This is a genomic window from Pedobacter nototheniae (assembly GCF_004335085.1).
Lineage (GTDB): Bacteria > Bacteroidota > Bacteroidia > Sphingobacteriales > Sphingobacteriaceae > Pedobacter > Pedobacter nototheniae.
Window position 1 is genome coordinate 1 of sequence record NZ_RQRS01000021.1, and the last position, 18966, is coordinate 18966.

Here is an 18966-nt window from a genome sequence, read left to right on the forward strand (position 1 = left end):
TTAACGCACCGCTTGCCGTAAGCACCGTGGTAATGCCCTTACTAATGCTGTTGCCCTTGCTGCTTACAATACTGATGATTGGTGCTGGGTTATCCAAAATGGTTAGGCTTTGGCTCACCGCAGCGGCGGCCGTATAGTTACCGTTACCGGCCTGGTTTGCTGTTATCGTTACTACACCTGCTTTTAAAATCTCAACCTGGTTGCCATTTATAATCCGCGCTACGCTAACATCGCTGCTGCTATAGCTTACCGCCAAGCCTGAAGTAGCTGTGGCCGTTAGGGTAAATGGTGCATCGGTAGATAGTTTATTTGCCAGTGCCGCAAACGTGATGCTTTGGCTGGTAGCCGAAATAACCAGGCTGCCCGGCACATAAGTAATGCTGTAATTGGCTGCCGCAGCACCACTTGCCGTTATTGGGTAGGTACCCGATGGGGAAGCTAGCGTTGCCGTAGTGCTAATTAATGGCGCACTGCTTAATACCGTGCTCCCCTCGCCACTGATAAAACCATTGTAGCTTACCGTTAACGCAGGGTTGGCCACACCATAAAGCCTGGTTTTATTATCTGCGGTAATAATTAAGCCTTTTGGCGTAATGCTTAGGCTTGCAGGTGTGTAGGTAATGGTATAGTTACTCCCTGCAGTAAGCGTGTTCTGGCTTATTAAATAAGTGCCCACATTCTCGCCCGTTGCACGGCTTAATGATCCGGTAATTGCATCTGTACCCACCAGTGAGCCTGCGGCAACTGTATAACTTAAAGCCGGATCTGCAGAACCATAGGTTTTACTCTTGGCATCTGCCGTTACCGTAATCCCCTTAGGGGCTATTACTAAACTTCCTGTAACATTCGGAGCCGCATAATTGGCGTTATTCAGGCTCGCTACAACAGCATAAGTTCCTGCTGATGTAGGTACAGTTGCAGAACCATTGTAGCTTAAGCTTACTCCACTTAAACCGGCAGGTGTAGTTACAGCAGTAGCGCTTTTTGCGGTACCATTATAAATTTGTGCCAAATTGCTAAGTGTAATAGAAGCTGTCGCCTTATTAACTGTTAAAACCTGTACAATATTAGGTGCAGGATTATAACCTGACCCACCAGCTTGTGATGCTGTAATATTTGCTGTTCCTGCACCATTAATTGTTAAAACATTACCACTAATGCTAGCAACAGCTGGATTATCTGAAGCAAAACTCACCGTTAAGCCAGAAGTTGATGTTGCAGCCAAAGTAACCGGTCCGTTTCCAAATATTTGCGTTGGAATTGTGGTAAAAGTAATCGTTTGATCGCTTGTAATAGCTGTAATGCTAAAGCTTAATGTTGAGCTTTGACCGCATCCACTATCAGTTACCTTAACATCAAAATTAAATGTGCCCGATACTGTAGGTGTTCCGCTTATTACACCCGCTGGACTTAAACTTAAGCCATTAGGTAAATTACCAGAAGCTACACTATAAGTATAAGTACCTACACCACCAGTAGCGCCAAGATTTGCACTATAAATATTTGCAACTTGAGCTTGTGGTAATGTTGATGCCGTTAAAGCAATTAGAGATGGTTGGGTAATGGTGAAACTTCGTGTGGTTTGGCAAAGATTTGCATCTTTTATCGTTACCGTATAAGTTCCGGCTGTAAGCCCTGTTGCTGTTGCTGCAGTACCACCACTTGGTGCCCATAAATAAGTATAAGCTCCTGTACCTCCACTTACTACAACAGTAGCAGAACCAGTTGCACCACCATTACAAGCAACATTAGATTGTGAAGCACTTGCAATAATTGCAGTAGGTTGTGTAATGGTAAAACTCTGAGTGGTTTGGCAAAGATTTGCATCTTTTATCGTTACCGTATAAGTTCCTGCTGTAAGACCTGTTGCAAAAGCAGCCGTTCCACCACTTGGTGCCCATGAATAAGTATATGGACCTGTACCTCCACTTACTGTTACAGCAGCCGAACCAGTTGCACCACCATTGCAAGAAACATTAGATTGTGAAGCACTTACAGTAATTGCAGTAGGTTGGGTAATGGTAAAACTTTGTGTGGTTTGGCAAAGATTTGCATCTTTTATCGTTACCGTATAAGTTCCAGCTGCAAGACCAGTAGCCGTTGCGCCAGTGCCACCACTTGGTGACCAAGCATAAGTATATACGCCTGTACCACCAGTAACAGTTACAGTTGCTGTTCCAGTTGAGCTGCCATTACAAAGCACATTAGTTTGTGATGGGGTAGCAACCAAAGCAGCTGGCTGTGTTATGGTATAACTTTGGGTGGTTTGGCAAGCATTTGCATCCGTAATGGTTAGCGTATAAGTTCCGGCAGTAAGCCCTGTTGCTGTTGATGCAGTGCCACCAGTTGGTGACCAAGAATAAGTATAAGCGCCAGTACCACCAGTAACAACTGCAGTTGCAGAACCATTTGATCCTCCATTACAACTTACATTGGTTTGAGATGGAGCTACAGCTAGTGCTGCTGGTTGTGTAACGGTAATGGTTTTAGTAAGTGTACAACCATTTGCATCTGTAATCAACACGCTATAAGTTCCGGCGATAAGCCCTGTTGCTGCTGATGCAGTGCCACCACTTGGCGACCATAAATAAGTGTATGATGGTGTTCCGCCTGATACCGTTACAGCAGCTGAACCATTTGATCCTCCATTACAACTTACATTGGTTTGTGAAGTAGTTGCAGCAATTGCAGTAGGTTGTGTAATGTTAAAATTACGAGTAGCTGTACATCCGTTAGCATCCGTAATGGTTACGGTATAGGCACCTGCTGCAAGGCCAGAAGCTGTTGCTGCAGTACCACCACTTGGCGCCCATGAATAAGTGTATGAACCAGCACCACCGCTTGCTGTTACACTAGCAGAACCAGTAGTACCGCCATTACAAGCAACATTAGTTTGTGCAGCACTTGTAGTAATCGCTGTAGGTTGCGTAATGGTAAAACTCTGAGTGGTTTGGCAAAGATTTGCATCTTTTATCGTTACCGTATAAGTTCCGGATACAAGACCTGAGGCCGTTGCGCCAGTGCCACCACTTGGTGCCCAAGCATATGTATATGCACCTGTACCACCAGTAACAGCTACAGTTGCTGAACCATTTGATCCTCCATTACAACTTACATTGGTTTGAGATTTAGTAGCAACTAAAGCAGCTGGCTGTGTTATGGTATAACTTTGGGTGGTTTGGCAAGCGTTTGCATCCGTAATGGTTAGCGTATAAGTTCCGGCAGTAAGTCCTGTTGCTGTTGCTGCTGTGCCACCACTTGGCGACCAAGAATAAGTATAAGCGCCAGTACCACCAGTAACAACTGCAGTTGCTGAACCATTTGATCCTCCGCTACAACTTACATTGGTTTGAGATGGAGCAACAGCTAGTGCTGCTGGTTGTGTAACGGTTATGGTTTTAGTAAGTGTACAACCATTTGCATCTGTAATCAACACACTATAAGTTCCGGCTGTAAGCCCTGTTGCTGCTGATGCAGTGCCACCACTTGGCGACCATAAGTAAGTGTATGATGGCGTTCCGCCTGATACCGTTACAGAAGCTGAACCATTTGATCCTCCGTTACAACTTACATTGGTTTGTGCAGTAGTTGCAGCAATTGCAGTAGGTTGTGTAATGTTAAAATTACGAGTAGCTGTACATCCGTTCGCATCCGTAATGGTTACGGTATAAGCTCCTGCTGCAAGGCCAGAAGCTGTTGCTGCAGTACCACCACTTGGCGCCCATGAATAAGTGTATGGACCTGTACCCCCACTTACTGTTACACTAGCAGAACCAGTAGAACCGCCATTACAAGCAACATTGGTTTGTGCAGCACTTGTAGTAATTGCAGTAGGTTGTGTAATAGTAAAACTTTGTGTGGTTTGGCAAAGATTTGCATCTTTTATCGTTACCGTATAAGTTCCAGCTGTAAGACCTGAGGCCGTTGCGCCAGTGCCACCACTTGGTGCCCAAGAATAAGTATATGCGCCTGTACCACCAGTAACAGCAACAGTTGCTGAACCATTTGTTCCTCCATTACAACTTACATTGGTTTGAGATTTAGTAGCAACCAAAGCAGCTGGCTGTGATAGGGTATAACTTTGGGTAGTTTGGCAAGCATTTGCATCCGTAATGGTTAGCGTATAAGTTCCGGCAGTAAGCCCTGTTGCTGTTGCTGCCGTACCACCGCTTGGTGCCCATGAATAAGTATATGGGCCAGTGCCACCAGCAACAACTGCAGTTGCTGAACCATTTGATCCTCCGTTACAACTTACATTGGTTTGAGATGGAGTTACAGCTAGTGCTGCTGGTTGTGTAAGCGTGATGGTTTTAGTAAATGTGCAACCATTTGCATCTGTAATCAACACGCTATAAGTTCCGGCGATAAGCCCTGTTGCTGCTGATGCAGTGCCACCACTTGGCGACCATAAATAAGTGTATGATGGTGTTCCGCCTGATACCGTTACAGCAGCTGAACCATTTGATCCCCCATTACAAGCAATATTAGTTTGTGCAGTAGCTACACTAAGCGCTGAAGGTTGTGTTATCGTAAAATTACGAGTAGCTATACATCCGTTTGCATCTGTAATGGTTACGATATAAGCTCCTGCTGTAAGCCCAGAGGCTGTAGCTGCAGTACCACCACTTGGTGCCCATGAATAAGTGTATGGACCAGTACCACCGCTTGCTGTTACACTAGCAGAGCCATTAGTACCGCCATTACAAGCAACATTGGTTTGTGCAGCACTTGTAGTAATTGCAGTTGCTGGTTCAGTTAAAATAACAGCCTTCGTTATCATACACGAGTTAGCATCCGTAATGGTTACCGTATAAGTTCCGGCTGTAAGACCAGTAGCCGTTGCGCCAGTACCGCCACTTGGTGCCCAAGAATAAGTATATGCGCCTGCACCACCGCTTGCTGTTACGCTAGCCGCACCGTTTGCACCGCCTTTACAACTTATATTGGTTTGTGAAGTAGTTGCAGCAAGGGCCGATGGCTGTGTTACAGTTACTGATTTTGTTGATGTACATGAATTAAAGTCTGTAACCGTTACATTATAAAGGCCCGCCATAAGACCAGTAATCGTAGAAGTTGTTGCTCCATTAGACCATAAATAAGAATAAGGTGCAGTTCCACCTGATGCTACAACAGCAGCTACGCCATTTGATCCTCCGTTACACGCAACATTTGTTTGTGCCGTTGTAGTAGTTAAAAGTGAGGGCTGAGTAATGGTAAAACTACGGGTGATAAAACATGCATTTGCATCTGTAATGGTTACAGTATAAGTTCCGGCAGTAAGCCCTGTTGCTGTTGCTGCTGTACCACCACTTGGTGACCAAGAATAAGTGTATGTTGGCGTTCCGCCTGATACCGTTACAGAAGCTGAACCATTTGATCCTCCGTTACAACTTACATTGGTTTGTGAAGTAGATGTAATAAGCGCTGAAGGTTGTGTTATCGTAAAATTACGAGTAGCAGTACATCCAATTGCATCGGTAATGGTTACGGTATAGGCTCCTGCTCCAAGGCCAGAAGCTGTTGCTCCAGTACCACCACTTGGTGCCCAAGAATAGGTATAAGGACCTGTACCGCCGCCAGCCACTACAGTAGCTGTACCATTTGTACCCGCATTACAACTTGTATTTGTTTGCGAGCCTGATGCAGTTATTCCTGATGCCGGTTGGGTAATAATGACATTTTGTGTTGCTGTACAACCAATATTATCCGTAATAGTTACTACATAAGTACCTGCAGTTAGCCCAGTAGCCAAAGCTGCTGTACCGCCACTAGGTGACCATGAATAGGTGTATGGCGAAATACCTCCGCTTGCTGATACAGTAGCAGAGCCCGTTGATGCACCAAAACAAGCTATGTTAGTTTGAGAGCTAACAGAGGTAGTTATATTAGATACGGTTAGTATTCCACTATTACTACTGGTTGTACCATCAGTATTAATTGCATTTGCCCTATATCTGTTTCCACTTAAAGCTCCTGAAGCTCCCGTAATAGTTAAAACAGTACCTGTAACACCGCTGTAAGGGGCTGTATTTGCTAAATCAGCAAAATTAATTCCACCATCAGTACTTACCTGCCATTGATAGCTTAATGCTCCCGTTGCCGAAACACCAAAAGTTGTATTTCCATTAGCACAAATCGTTCTGTTAGGTGGATTTCCTGTTATAACAGGGGGTGAAGAAATTGCATAAGTGCAACCACTTGGAGTTGAAAAATATACCCCACTAGTGCCTGGGTTTTCTAATTTCCAGTTAGTAGGATCAAATAATTTTGCCTTTAATGCAGCAAGGGATGGTGCTGTAGAATTAGTACAGTTAAAAAGCCCATTATCAAATTCTAAGGATATTATGCCCCATAAAGCATTGGTTCCGCTTGTCAATCCAGGAGGTATTCCGGAGCGAGTACTTGTAAATGGCCATCCTGTTGAAGACACTACATCCCAACTGGCAGCGGTAGAAGCAGCATTACTTCCACTTAATATTTCGCTATTCATTTGAATACCCGAAATAAAAGTTGGTGAAGAAGAAGATCCTTGATAAGCCAAAATCTGATCCCCACCTTGGCTTAATAAAAATGGGCCCGTTATTGGACCAACACTTCCTGAAGATAAACTTTCTAAAGTAGCACCAGTGGGATCAACATTTATTCTTACCTCAGTAAATTGAGATAAGGCAGTAGTAGATGTCCACGTAAGCGTTCCTTCGCTTGTACCCAATGCTGAGGTTATAGAATTCCAGCCATTATCTGTAAAGGTAATGGTGGTTCCAGCGGAAATACCCCCCGTTCGTAAAATTACAAACGAAAATTCATTTCCTAATACTCCGCCAGTCAGGTTTGAAACATAGCCTGTAAAGCCTATATCTCCTGCAACAAGCGTAGTTTGAGCCCTAAGGCTTATCCCCCCAAGTATAAGGAGGAGCATAATTAATAGTTTTTTATACATGTTAATTATTGTAAAGTTTTACCATAAAAAATATCGTATCTGTATTGGTTAATATGTTAAGTATAGTGTTGATCTTGTGTTTGATATTTAAAAGGATTTCATATAAAAAAGCCTTAATCTAAATCACAGTCATTCAAAAAAGTATTAAAGTACTGCCCTTAAAGAAAGGACAGTGCTTTAAATTAATTTCTGGCAGGAAAAACACCTTCTACACAAATAATATAATTTAGGGCTAGGTAAGGTTGTACAATAGAAAATGGAATAGAACTACCCATTACTGCAGTAGTTAAATTTACAGCCATATTCCCTCCAAATACATTCGGCGATGCTTGACTATTGTAAAGATTTCCTGTTGATACTGGTCCCAAATATGATGAGTCTGGACTATCTGTGTTTGCTGAATCGCCATTTACAGGTAATTTTACCGTTCCTGTAATAGGATGGTTATGGGGAGGCATGTTACCGATATTTAAACTGACAGATTCAGTTCCTGCAATTTGACCCAAAACATAATAAGACAAACCAGGTCCTTGTCCGGTGCCCACTGGTACCCTGCTTCTTAAATCTGGCAAAGCAAATGTGTTTTGACCATTGCCCCCATAAGTAGTTCCTAAAATTGAAAATAAAGCAGTCCAATTAGATATTGGGAGAATTTGCCCCTGGCAAAGCATAAAACCACGTGGAGCATAGTTTCCTCCAAAAGCCTTAATTATTCCTAAATACTCGTCCATAATAATTTGATTGTTTGTAGTTTTTGTTTATGATATTTATTTAATTGATTAGTTCGTAGAATGGAATTGCAAGAAGAAAAGCTAAAAAAATTGATCATTTTTAACCTTTTTGCTATGCTTTCAAACCATAAATAAATAAAAACTACAGAATCAGCGGAGATTGCTGAATCGAAACAATCTTTAGAAATAGAAACATTCGCATAACGCGAGTTTCCTGAATTACTCAAGAGGTTGATTATCATGGGATGAAAGCATTAAAATAGGGTCAGTTAAAAAATAGTAACGCTCTTAAAGGATGAAATAAGAATCATTTCAATTATTTAACTGATTAAAGCTAAGCCATATTTGTAACTAATAAAAGTCATTATTGACATTTGTCATGTACTTTTATACAAATAAGCTATTTACATGGAAACGAAAGCTGAAAACAGCTTTTGTAAAGGCTTTATTTAGTTTTGTATTATTAAAACCAATATGTATTTTATTAATGTATCTATACTTTTAGCTACTGATAATTGTGTGGTATCGATAATTAAATCTGGATTTAGAGGTTTTTCAAATACATCATTTACGCCTGTTAGGTTATATATTTTTTGCTCATTTCCCTCTGGTAAATCAGCACGCTTGTACAAACCTTTTGTATCTCTTATTTTTAAAACGGACAATTCACAAGATATATAGATCAGTTTGGCACTATATTTTTTCCTTAAAAGTGTTCTAGCTTCTTCATATGGGTTAATGGCAGCAATAATAATCAAATCATAATCTGCACTTAAGTCATCTGCGAGTTTACCTAAGCGAGAAATATTTTCAATCCGATCGGCTTTGCTAAAACCTAAATCTTTACATAAAGTTTGTCTATAAACATCTCCGTCAATTGTTTTTACACGATAACCTAATTCTGAGAGTTGATGGAATAACCCATTTGAAAGTGTGCTTTTACCCGCCCCGGATAAGCCTGTAAATTGTAGGATAACTGCCATTAATCAGTAGGATTAATCTTAATAGAAATAAACGCCAATAAATCTTGATAAACTTCTGTTGCCTCAGGATAAGCATCTGCTTTTATACTTGACTTTTCTTCCGCAAAAACCTGATCTGGATATTTGCTATGAAAATTTAATCTGCCTAACATCAACGCATCATTTCTATTGCCCAATCCAACAGCTTTAAAAAAGTTTATTGCCACAATATCAATTCCCCAGCTGTAATCAAAAAAAGAATTTAATGGATATTCTTCTTTTGCAATTTCGAGTAAAGCCTGGTAATAATGTTTCAACACTTCCGAGGTATAAAAATTGAAATTCTGATGATGAAACTCATTAAGTTCAACTTTCAATAGTTTAGCAGATACCATTCCAGGGATACTGTGAATCCCTCTTTTCTTTATGTGTGAGTTAATAACAGCATGCGGTGCCCTTGATAAAAAGTAAAAAGGAGTATTGGGAAACCATTTTCTCAATTGCTCATAGTGATGAATATGCCAACTATCGAGTTTTATAAAAAAATGTTTCTCATTTCCCGTTCTTTTTTGACCTAACATTTTCAAAACAGCTTTAAACCATTCTTCTATTTGGTTTTCGCTTAACCGATTATCCAGTGATGCCGCCATTAGTACCTCATCAATTATCGGAGCTTCCGCAATCACAATATTATAATCATCAGTACCTAAAAGCTGTGAAAGTAACGTTGAGCCACACCTTGAAACATGAAAAATAAACGCCGTAGGTTCTAAGGAGTCCATGGAGCTGGCTCGTTCAGTTAAAAATTCAAGAGTGCTTGATGAGTTATATCTTGACCTGTTGAGCATTTTAAATCTACAGGCATTAATTGTTTCATCAAAAAAAGGTTCTTTAATGAGGTGCTTATTAAGATCAAGCCATTCTACATTCCAAACATCAGAATCATAGTTCAATTTGTAAGGAATCCAATTTCTTAAAAAATCCATTTATTTAGATTCTTTAATTTCATTGATCAAATTTCGGGCAACATCATTGTCCATCCTCTCCAGCTCGCTAATGATTAACAGTTTTGTTTCATCATCTAAAATCTGTTTTTTCTCCACCTCCAAATTATAGCCGTGAGCAGAAAAAAGCTCATCAGTCCACTGGTTTCTGATACAATCGACAATTAAATGAATTCTAACGTTATCACCATCATTTTTAATGCTGTGAGTTTCATTAAAATCGATATACCAGCAACTTCCTGGAAGCAATTTTAAATTTTCTCCTCCTACAATAAAACTCACTAAATTATTGGTTACAATTGGAATATGAAGCCTGAATGTTCCATCTTTATAGCCACACCCCATATCACGATGGGGCTTAATTTCACTACCTGGCTGCAAGGCTAATAATCTAACGGCTTCTTTTTCGCACTGCCACGAATCCAGTATTGATTTTATATATGGCAGCCCAAGTAATAAGGCTGTATCTTTATAGTACGATACGTTATAATTTGCATAAATATCGGTTTCAGAACCGGATGCAGAACGAAGGGCTATGCTTTGCCAAGAACCATTATAATCTTTTTTATTAAAATGATCTTGCCAGTTTTTTTCGAGACAGGTTTCAAGTTCCTGAAGAAGACTTGCTACATTATAGCTAGTATTGAAATGAATAAATTTGAGCACGTTAGTTTGGGATGTTTAGTAAACTTAACAAGAATTCGAATCTTTTCAGAATTTTTTAAGAAAAAACCTTCACAAATAATCGAATACCAAACAGAAACTTTGCTGCTCTTTATTAAAAGACTTACTTTATTTTAAACTCAGGGTTTTCAATAATCCCGATTACGTTACCAAATGGATCAAAAATACTTCCTACCCAAATATTTCCACCAACGTTTTCGGGTTTCTGATGTATTTCTACTTCGAGCTCCACAAACCTTGCAAATGTTTTTTCAATGTTTTCAACCCCCCAATAAGTAATAGAATGATTTCCGTTACTATATCCAGAATCATCTGGGTTTAAACCTAACTCAAATCCTCCAACATTATAACCAACATAATAAGCTTCATTAAAGTAGGGTTCAATTTCAAAAATCTTATTGTACCATTCTTTAGCGGCTTCTAAATCGCCAACGTAGTAAACTATGGTTCTTAATCCTTGTAGCATATCAATTTAAATTAATGAATCATTTTAAAAATCAATTCCTTTAAAAGCTCGCCATCATTTACGTTTCCACTACTATCCAAGCCTTTACTTTTTAGATCGTACTCTCTTAACAAGCTTATAATTTGAAAAACTTTTCCTGTATTATAGTTTCTTGCGGCAACTTCATAATCTTTAACAAAAAATGGAGGAATGCCTAATGCCGATGCTGCTTCTGCTTTATTCTGCAAATAATGATACCTTAAAATTTTGGTAAAATAACCAGCAAGATTAGCTAAAACCATAACCGTTGGATTTGCCTTTGGGTTATTTGCAAAATAAGTAATGATGCGATTACATTTTAAAACATCACGAATAGCCAAAGCTTTTTGCAACTCAAAAACATTATATTCTTTACTGATACCAATATTTTTTTGAACCAAATCGGTATTTATTGTAACCTCTTTGGAAATATTAAGCATCAATTTCTCTATTTCATTGGCAATTTTAGAAAGATCAGTTCCTAAATATTCAGCCATTAAAGCCGAAGCCTGCGGATCTATTTTATAACCTTTATCTTTAACAAAATCTTCTATCCAAGGCACTAGTTTATAATCACGAACAGGATCTGATTGAAAAATTAATCCACTTTTACTTATGGCCTTATATATTTTCTTGCGTTTATCAAAATTTGCATACTTATAAGCTAAAACCAAAATAGTGCTTGGCAAAGGCTTTTCGAAATAGTTTAAAACAAATTCTGCTTCTTTACTATTGCCTTCTTCTTTGGCCCATTTTAAATCTTGAGCCTCTTTTACAATTACAACCTGATAATCAGACATCATTGGATATCGCTTTGCGGCACCCAAAACAGTAGCCATGTCAGTATCCTTTCCGTACAAAACAGTTTGATTAAACCCCTTTTCGGCATCGTTCAACAGCTTATCTTCAATATAATCTGTAACTTCATCAATATAATAAGATTCTTCACCGTGCAACAAATACACAGGTTTAAATTTTCGGGCTTTTATATCTTTGATAATTTCGGCAGCAGTCATTGCCTGTAAAATTACAATTTAGCTTTCAGGAATAAAGTTTTTTAAGAAATTGTTTATACACAAATTGGTAACTTTGCCAATAATGGTTTGTAATTGAAAAATTGATTAATAACCCATTGAATTGATGAACGAATGACTTTTACGCCAACACCATTAAATCTTCCTCCCTATCCATTTAAAATTACCCAAAAGGAAGATGGCATTTTTATTTTTGATGAGCTGAGGAAAAAACATTTGGTTTTAACGCCAGAAGAGTGGGTTCGTCAGCATTTTATTCAGAATTTAATTCATCAAGGGAAATTTCCTAAAACATTAATTCAAATTGAAGGTGGTTTAATTTTAAATCAATTACAAAAACGAAGTGATATTTTAGTTTACAATACTGCTGGAGAAAAGTTGATGCTGATAGAATGTAAAGCTCCAAAAGTAAAAATCACACAGTCGGTTTTTGATCAGGCCGCCAGATATAATTCTGTACACCAAGCCAAATGGATTGCTTTAACCAACGGATTACAGCATGTTTATGCCAAAATAGATCATCAAAAAGGCAGTTTTAGTTTTATACAGGAGCTACCAGAATATACCCTTTTATAGATCATTTAAAACCTTTTTGAATCCTTCAAGTTCAGCGGAAATGAAAAAATCCCTTTGAAAAATATATTCCAAAGGGATTTAAGTAAATTATATTGACTTGATATTATCCTAACAAAGCCAAACTTTCTTCAATAATTTTAATTTTGGTTTCTGCATCAGCTTTTTTATTGCGTTCATTTGCAATAATTTCAGGCTTAGCATTTTGAACAAAACGCTCATTACTTAATTTAGCATCAACAGATTTTAGGAAACCTTGTAAGTAAACTAAATCAGCATTTAATCGAATACGTTCGGCATCAACATCAATATTATCAGCTAAAGCGATAAAAAATTCATCTTTACCTGCCATAAATGCTGTAGCTCCCGGAATTTTATCATTTACAAATTCAGCCTCGTTAATATTTGCCAATTTAAAAATGATATTTAACCATTTCTCGTAATCCAAGCCAGAATTTACCTTCAAGTTTAATGGCAAAGCCTCTTTTGGAGAAATTTGCTTCTGATTACGAATATTTCTTATTTCTGCAACAACAGTTTTAATTACTTCAGCATCTTTTAATAAAGCCTCATCAAATGCGCCACCCTTTGGATATTCAGCAACAATACAACAATCCATTTCTGCACGCTCACCAAAAACCTCATCATGCCACAATTCTTCTGTTAAGAATGGCATATACGGATGAAGTAATTTCAAAATATCTTCGAAAAACGCAACTGTTGCTTTGTAAGTTTCTGCATCAATTGGCTGTTGATAAGCAGGCTTAACCATTTCCAAATACCACGCACAGAAATCATCCCATACCAGTTTATAGGTAATCATTAAGGCCTCAGATAAGCGATATTGCTTAAAGTTATCTTCAATTTCAACTAAAGCCTCATTAAATCTATTTTGGAACCATGAAATTGCCTGATTATTTGGATTTTCAAGGTTTTCATTAACCTCCCATCCTTTTACTAAACGGAATGCATTCCATATTTTACTGGCAAAATTACGTCCTTGCTCGCAATGGCTTTCATCAAACATTAAATCATTTCCTGCCGGAGAAGACATTAACATACCCACACGAACGCCATCTGCGCCATACTTTTCAATCAATTCTATTGGATCAGGAGAGTTGCCTAAAGATTTAGACATCTTTCTGCCTAATTTATCCCTCACTATCCCCGTTAAATAAACATTAGTAAATGGCTTTTTGCCCATAAACTCGTGCCCAGCCATAATCATACGTGCCACCCAGAAAAATAAAATCTCCGGTGCCGTAACCAAATCATTGGTTGGGTAATAGTAGTTTATATCTTTATTATCGGGATTTTTAAAACCATCGAACACAGAAATTGGCCATAACCATGATGAAAACCAAGTATCCATCACATCGTCATCCTGTTTTAAAAAAGGCTCTAACTGATTTTTAAATCCAGCCTTTTCAGCATCCGAACAAGTTTGATCAAGGTTTTTCTTTTTCCAAAACTCTTCTAAAGCCTCATCTTTAGTTTTAGCTACAACCCAATTTCCCTTATCATCGTACCATGCAGGAATACGCTGCCCCCACCATAATTGACGTGAAATGTTCCAATCGCGAACATTTTCCATCCAATGGCGATAAGTGTTTTCAAATTTATTTGGAATTAAATTTACCTCTCCATTTAACACATCAGCTAAGGCAGGCTTTACCATCTCTTCCATTTTAACAAACCACTGCATAGATAGCTTTGGCTCTATGGCTGCATTGGTACGCTCAGAAAAACCAACTTGTGATTTATAATCTTCAACTTTTTCTAAGTGACCGGCTTCTTCTAATAAAACAGCGATTTTTTTACGGGCAACAAAACGATCTTCTCCAACTAAAATAACTGCAAGTTCATTTAAAGTACCATCGTCGTTTAAAATATCGGTAACAGGTAAATTATGTTTAACGCCTAGCTCATAATCATTTAAATCATGTGCAGGTGTAACTTTTAAGCAACCTGTACCAAATTCAATATCAACATATTCATCTTCAATAACTGGTATTTCATGATTAACCAAGGGTACAAAAACCTTTTTACCTTTTAAATGGCTAAAACGTTCATCATTAGGGTTAATGCAAATCGCGGCATCAGCCATAATGGTTTCCGGACGAGTAGTTGCAATTGTTAAAAATTGGTCGTCCGTTCCTGAAATTAGATATTTGATGTAATATAATTTCTGATTAACCTCTTTACGAATTACTTCCTCATCAGAAACTGCCGTTTTACCAGCAGGATCCCAGTTTACCATACGGATGCCACGGTAAATCCATCCTTTTTTATAAAGGTGAATAAAAGTATCAATAACAGCTTCAGAAAGATCATCTTCCATGGTGAAACGAGTACGATCCCAATCACAACTAGCACCTAATTTTTTAAGTTGTTCTAAAATGATACCACCATATTTTTCTTTCCATTCCCAGGCATATTTTAAAAACTCTTCTCTGGAAATATCTTTTTTGTTGATGCCTTTTTCTTTAAGCATGGCTACAACCTTAGCTTCGGTTGCAATAGAAGCATGATCTGTACCAGGAACCCAGCAAGCATTTTTACCTTGCATACGGGCTTTACGAATTAAAACATCCTGAATGGTATTGTTAAGCATATGGCCCATGTGCAGCACCCCAGTAACATTTGGCGGCGGAATTACAATAGTGTAAGGTTCGCGATCATCAGGTTCTGAGTGAAAAAACTTCTTTGATAGCCAATAGCTATACCATTTGTCTTCGGTTTCTGCAGGATTGTACTTTGTGGATATGCTCATGAAAATTATTCAATATCTGTTTGAGCCAGCAAAAATACGCTTTTAAGGGCAAAATTTAAAGTATAAAAAGCGTTGAAATGAGCACCTAAAAAGACTGAATGCCTGCTCTCATTAGGCAAATAGTAAATAATTTGAAAAGCAAAGACAGTAGCTCCATTAATGTTCGTCCCGCTTTCTGCTATATCCCGACAGAAAAAATCGGGATGCCGCGACAATCGAGTTTAGAAAACTTAGAGCACTGCCGAAAACTTAAGAAATTTTCTAAAACAAAAAAAAGTTCTAATTCAAATCAGCAAAAACATCATCTAATAATAATTCAAAACCAGGTAAAACTGATGAAGTTATGCTTTCGCTGAGGGTAAAAATTTTTGATGGAGAAAATCTACCATCGTTTAGTGTATAAATTAAAATAGTTTGATCGCTTTGGCTTACAACCCAATATTCTTTAACGCCAAACTCTTCATAAATTTTATATTTATAAAGCAACTCTTTCTTATTATTTCCTGGAGATAAAATTTCGACAACTAAATCAGGTGCACCAATACACCCACGATCATCTAGTTTACTTTTATTACAAATTACACAAATATCGGGTTGCAAAACGGTGTAAATTGAAGCATCAGCAGGGTTTTCTTTTGGAAAGCGAACATCAAATGGAGCACAATAAACCTGGCAGCTTTTACTTTCTAAGAATTTACCAAATGCTAGTGAAATCGAAAAAGATATCTTTTGATGAATCCTTGAAGGTGCCGGGCTCATTTTAAAAACCTTACCTTTAATTAGTTCTACACGATCATCAAAAAGCCATCGTAAATAATCAGAATAGCTATAAGTTAATGACGCATCAATATCCTCGAACTTTTTTATAGGTTCATCGTCTAATTCTGGATATGGAATTGGCTTATTCATGGCTTAATTTAAATCAGCAAAAGCATCGTCTAATAATAATTCAAAACCAGGCAAAACTGATGAAGTTATGCTTTCGCTGAGGGTAAAAATTTTAGATGGAGAAAATCTACCATCATTTAGTGTATAAATTAAAATAGTTTGATCGCTTTGGCTTACAACCCAATATTCTTTAACGCCAAATTCTTCATAAATTTTATATTTATAAAGTAATTCTTTCTTATTATTTCCTGGAGATAAAATTTCGACAACTAATTCAGGTGCACCAATACACCCACGATCATCTAGTTTACTTTTATCACAAATTACACAAATATCGGGTTGTAAAACGGTATAAATTGAAGCATCGGCAGGGCTTTCTTTTGGAAATCGAACATCAAATGGAGCACAATAAACCTTACATTTCTGATCTACAAGAAAGTTTAATAGTGATTTCAATATATTAATAGAAATTTCTTGATGAACCCTTGACGGTGCCGGGCTCATTTTAAAAACCTTCCCTTTAATTAGTTCTACACGATCATCAAAAAGCCATCGTAAATAATCAGAATAGCTATAAGTTAAAGACGCATCTATATCCTCGAACTTTTTTACAGGTTCATCGTTTAATTCGGGGTATGGAATTGGTTTGCTCACTCCCAAATATACTAATTTTTATAGTATTTTAAAACTTCATTTTCTGTATCCTCACTGCATTTAATATTGCCAAAAGTGCAACGCCAACATCGGCAAAAACAGCTTCCCACATGGTTGCAATGCCACCAGCGCCTAAAATCAACACTAAAGCTTTTACTGCAAATGCTAATACTATATTTTGAAGAACCACATTTTTAGTCGCCTTGCCAATTTTTATAGCAGTGGCTATTTTCGATGGCTGATCTGTTTGAATTACTACATCAGCAGTTTCTATGGCTGCATCACTTCCCATTGCGCCCATGGCAATCCCTATATCACTAATAGCCAACACAGGTGTATCGTTTATACCATCGCCAACAAATGCAACAACTTTAGATGCATCTTTTTTAATTTCTTCTAGTTTGGCAACCTTATCTTCAGGCAATAAATCACCAAAAAATTTATCTATCCCTAAACTGTTGGCAACTTTTTTCACAATAGAAGTTTTATCACCACTTAACATAACCACTTGAGTAACGCCATTGGCGTGCAAGCTTTTTATTGCTGCTGCAGCATCTTCCTTAATTTCATCAGCAATTAATACATAGCCAGCATATTGTTGGTTTATAGCAACAACAACAATGCTTTCTTCAATATCATTTAGCTTTTGATCATAACTTACATTAAAATTTTCGAGCAGTTTAACATTTCCAGCTAAAACCTCCTTACCATTTACATTTCCCTTTAAGCCCATGCCAGCAATTTCCTTAATGTTTTCGGCAGGGTGAAGCTCTTTTCCACCTGCATATTCAACAATTGCTTTTGCTATTGGGTGGGTTGATTTAGCTTCTATAGCAGATAAAAGATTTATAAAATCACTTTCATCAATAAGTGCTTCAACCTTTTGCACCTTAAAAACACCTTTAGTTAATGTTCCTGTTTTATCCATCACAACTGTGTTGAGCTTGGTAATTAACTCTAGAAAGTTAGATCCTTTGAATAAAATTCCATTGGCTGATGCTGCACCGATACCACCAAAATAACCTAAAGGAATGGAAATAACCAATGCGCATGGACAAGAAATAACCAGGAAAACCAGCGATCGATACAACCACGTTTTAAAAACATAATCATGACCCAAAAATAAAATAGGAATAACAACAAGAGCCAATGCCAGGAAAAACACAATTGGAGTATATACTTTTGCAAACTTGCGAATAAACAATTCTGTTTTTGCTTTACGTGTTGTTGCATTTTGTACGAGTTCTAAAATTCTTGAAATCGCACTTTCTTCAAATAATTTGGCAACCTTAATTTCTATAACTCTATCTAAATTAACCATACCTGCCAATACGCTTTCGGCTTTACTTATGGTTTTAGGCTTACTTTCTCCTGTTAATGCTGCCGTATTGAAACTACTTTTATCAGATAATAATTCTCCATCCAATGGTACTTTTTCTCCGGCTTTTACCTGGATAGTTTCTCCTATTTTAACTGTTTCAGGTTTTACGGTTTCATAATGCCCATCTCTTAAAACGCTGGCGGCATCAGGTCGAACATCAAGCAATGCTTTAATATTTTTCTTCGCCTTGTTAACGGCAGCCATTTGAAACAACTCACCAATGGTATAAAAAAGCATTACAGTTACGCCCTCAGGATATTGCCCAATACAAAAGGCTCCAATGGTGGCTATAGACATTAGTGAAAACTCTGTAAAAAAATCTTTGTTTTTAAAAGTCTCCCAAACCTCTCTTAGCACAGGCAAGCCTACAGGTAAATAGGCTAAAATATACCAGTATGGACGAACAAGATTAAATGCCTCAATGTTAAATAAATTATCAAATGCAATACCAATAAGCAACATAACCAAAGTAACTATTGCAGGCAAATAGGTATTAAATTGTGATGGATCTTCTGAGTGGCTATGGTCATGGCCGTGATCGTCATCGCCGTGAGCATGATCGTGGCTGTGATTGTGTTGATGGGCTGGTTTTGCTTTATTACTGCAGCAGCCATCATCTTTATGTAGGGTTTCTGAATCGTTCATTTCTTCTTATAATATTCAAAATTAGTCAAAATAAAATTGCTATTATGAATCATTCTTAATAAGAAAAATTATTACAGTTGCACAATAAATAGTGTTAAAAAATGTTAATAGTGTATAAAGATTTAAAAATCATGAAATCTATTAAAACCATATTTTCGCCAGCTGAATTTATTAGACGCCTCGGTTTAGCTAAAATATACTACTGGTTCAATA

General features: G+C 37.7%; 12 protein-coding genes. 1 reads left to right on the plus strand and 11 read right to left on the minus strand.

The features are described 5' to 3' along the window. From EHC72_RS16930 to holA, 7 genes are all read right to left on the minus strand, one after another. On the minus strand, positions 1–6919 hold a 6919-nt coding region (locus EHC72_RS16930; RefSeq protein WP_165585856.1), incomplete at its 3' end, for an MBG domain-containing protein. Between the two features lie 203 nt (positions 6920–7122). After that, a complete protein-coding gene (locus EHC72_RS16935) occupies positions 7123–7671 on the minus strand; it encodes a phage tail protein (RefSeq protein ID WP_131538902.1) in 549 nt (182 codons plus the stop codon). A gap of 449 nt (positions 7672–8120) precedes the next feature. After that, on the minus strand, positions 8121–8654 hold the full coding sequence (gene cysC / locus EHC72_RS16940) for an adenylyl-sulfate kinase (protein ID WP_131538903.1): 534 nt from the start codon (positions 8652–8654) through the stop codon (positions 8121–8123). After that, entirely contained in the window at positions 8654–9619 is a 966-nt protein-coding gene (locus EHC72_RS16945) for a hypothetical protein (protein WP_131538904.1), read from the minus strand. The genes cysC and EHC72_RS16945 overlap by 1 nt, the downstream gene beginning before the upstream one ends. Then, the gene (locus tag EHC72_RS16950) at positions 9620–10303 is read right to left on the minus strand and encodes an aspartyl/asparaginyl beta-hydroxylase domain-containing protein (protein ID WP_131538905.1); all 684 of its coding nucleotides are present in this window, start codon (positions 10301–10303) and stop codon (positions 9620–9622) included. Positions 10304–10424: 121 nt separating this feature from the next. Beyond that, a complete protein-coding gene (locus EHC72_RS16955) occupies positions 10425–10787 on the minus strand; it encodes a VOC family protein (RefSeq protein ID WP_131538906.1) in 363 nt (120 codons plus the stop codon). An 11-nt stretch (positions 10788–10798) separates the two neighbouring features. After that, complete coding sequence (gene holA, locus EHC72_RS16960) at positions 10799–11821, minus strand: DNA polymerase III subunit delta (RefSeq protein ID WP_131538907.1); 1023 nt, start codon at positions 11819–11821, stop codon at positions 10799–10801. 132 nt (positions 11822–11953) lie between these two features. Here holA and EHC72_RS16965 point away from each other — a divergent pair, with 132 nt between their 5' ends. Continuing rightward, positions 11954–12415 carry a type I restriction enzyme HsdR N-terminal domain-containing protein gene (locus tag EHC72_RS16965; protein WP_131538908.1) on the plus strand — a complete coding sequence of 154 codons (462 nt, stop codon included), beginning with the start codon at positions 11954–11956 and terminating at the stop codon, positions 12413–12415. A 103-nt stretch (positions 12416–12518) separates the two neighbouring features. Here EHC72_RS16965 and EHC72_RS16970 read toward each other — a convergent pair whose 3' ends face one another. The 4 genes from EHC72_RS16970 to EHC72_RS16985 form a co-directional block, all read right to left on the minus strand. Beyond that, positions 12519–15185 carry a valine--tRNA ligase gene (locus EHC72_RS16970; protein ID WP_131538909.1) on the minus strand — a complete coding sequence of 889 codons (2667 nt, stop codon included), beginning with the start codon at positions 15183–15185 and terminating at the stop codon, positions 12519–12521. 279 nt (positions 15186–15464) lie between these two features. After that, positions 15465–16094, minus strand: coding sequence for a Uma2 family endonuclease (locus EHC72_RS16975; RefSeq protein WP_131538910.1), 630 nt, complete (start codon positions 16092–16094; stop codon positions 15465–15467). A 3-nt stretch (positions 16095–16097) separates the two neighbouring features. Then, positions 16098–16727: a Uma2 family endonuclease gene (locus EHC72_RS16980; RefSeq protein ID WP_246029451.1), complete on the minus strand. Its 630-nt coding sequence runs from the start codon at positions 16725–16727 to the stop codon at positions 16098–16100. A 28-nt stretch (positions 16728–16755) separates the two neighbouring features. Further along, a complete protein-coding gene (locus tag EHC72_RS16985) occupies positions 16756–18753 on the minus strand; it encodes a heavy metal translocating P-type ATPase (protein WP_131538911.1) in 1998 nt (665 codons plus the stop codon). Positions 18754–18966 lie beyond the last annotated feature (213 nt).

What these genes read in the sequence shown, in the direction of transcription:
- EHC72_RS16935 (WP_131538902.1), bottom strand. Translation starts at nt 7,671, where the DNA reads ATGGACGAGTATTTAGGAATAATTAAGGCTTTTGGAGGAAACTATGCT.
- cysC (WP_131538903.1), bottom strand. Translation starts at nt 8,654, where the DNA reads ATGGCAGTTATCCTACAATTTACAGGCTTATCCGGGGCGGGTAAAAGC.
- EHC72_RS16945 (WP_131538904.1), bottom strand. Translation starts at nt 9,619, where the DNA reads ATGGATTTTTTAAGAAATTGGATTCCTTACAAATTGAACTATGATTCT.
- EHC72_RS16955 (WP_131538906.1), bottom strand. Translation starts at nt 10,787, where the DNA reads ATGCTACAAGGATTAAGAACCATAGTTTACTACGTTGGCGATTTAGAA.
- holA (WP_131538907.1), bottom strand. Translation starts at nt 11,821, where the DNA reads ATGACTGCTGCCGAAATTATCAAAGATATAAAAGCCCGAAAATTTAAA.
- EHC72_RS16965 (WP_131538908.1), top strand. Translation starts at nt 11,954, where the DNA reads ATGACTTTTACGCCAACACCATTAAATCTTCCTCCCTATCCATTTAAA.
- EHC72_RS16970 (WP_131538909.1), bottom strand. Translation starts at nt 15,185, where the DNA reads ATGAGCATATCCACAAAGTACAATCCTGCAGAAACCGAAGACAAATGG.
- EHC72_RS16975 (WP_131538910.1), bottom strand. Translation starts at nt 16,094, where the DNA reads ATGAATAAGCCAATTCCATATCCAGAATTAGACGATGAACCTATAAAA.
- EHC72_RS16985 (WP_131538911.1), bottom strand. Translation starts at nt 18,753, where the DNA reads ATGAACGATTCAGAAACCCTACATAAAGATGATGGCTGCTGCAGTAAT.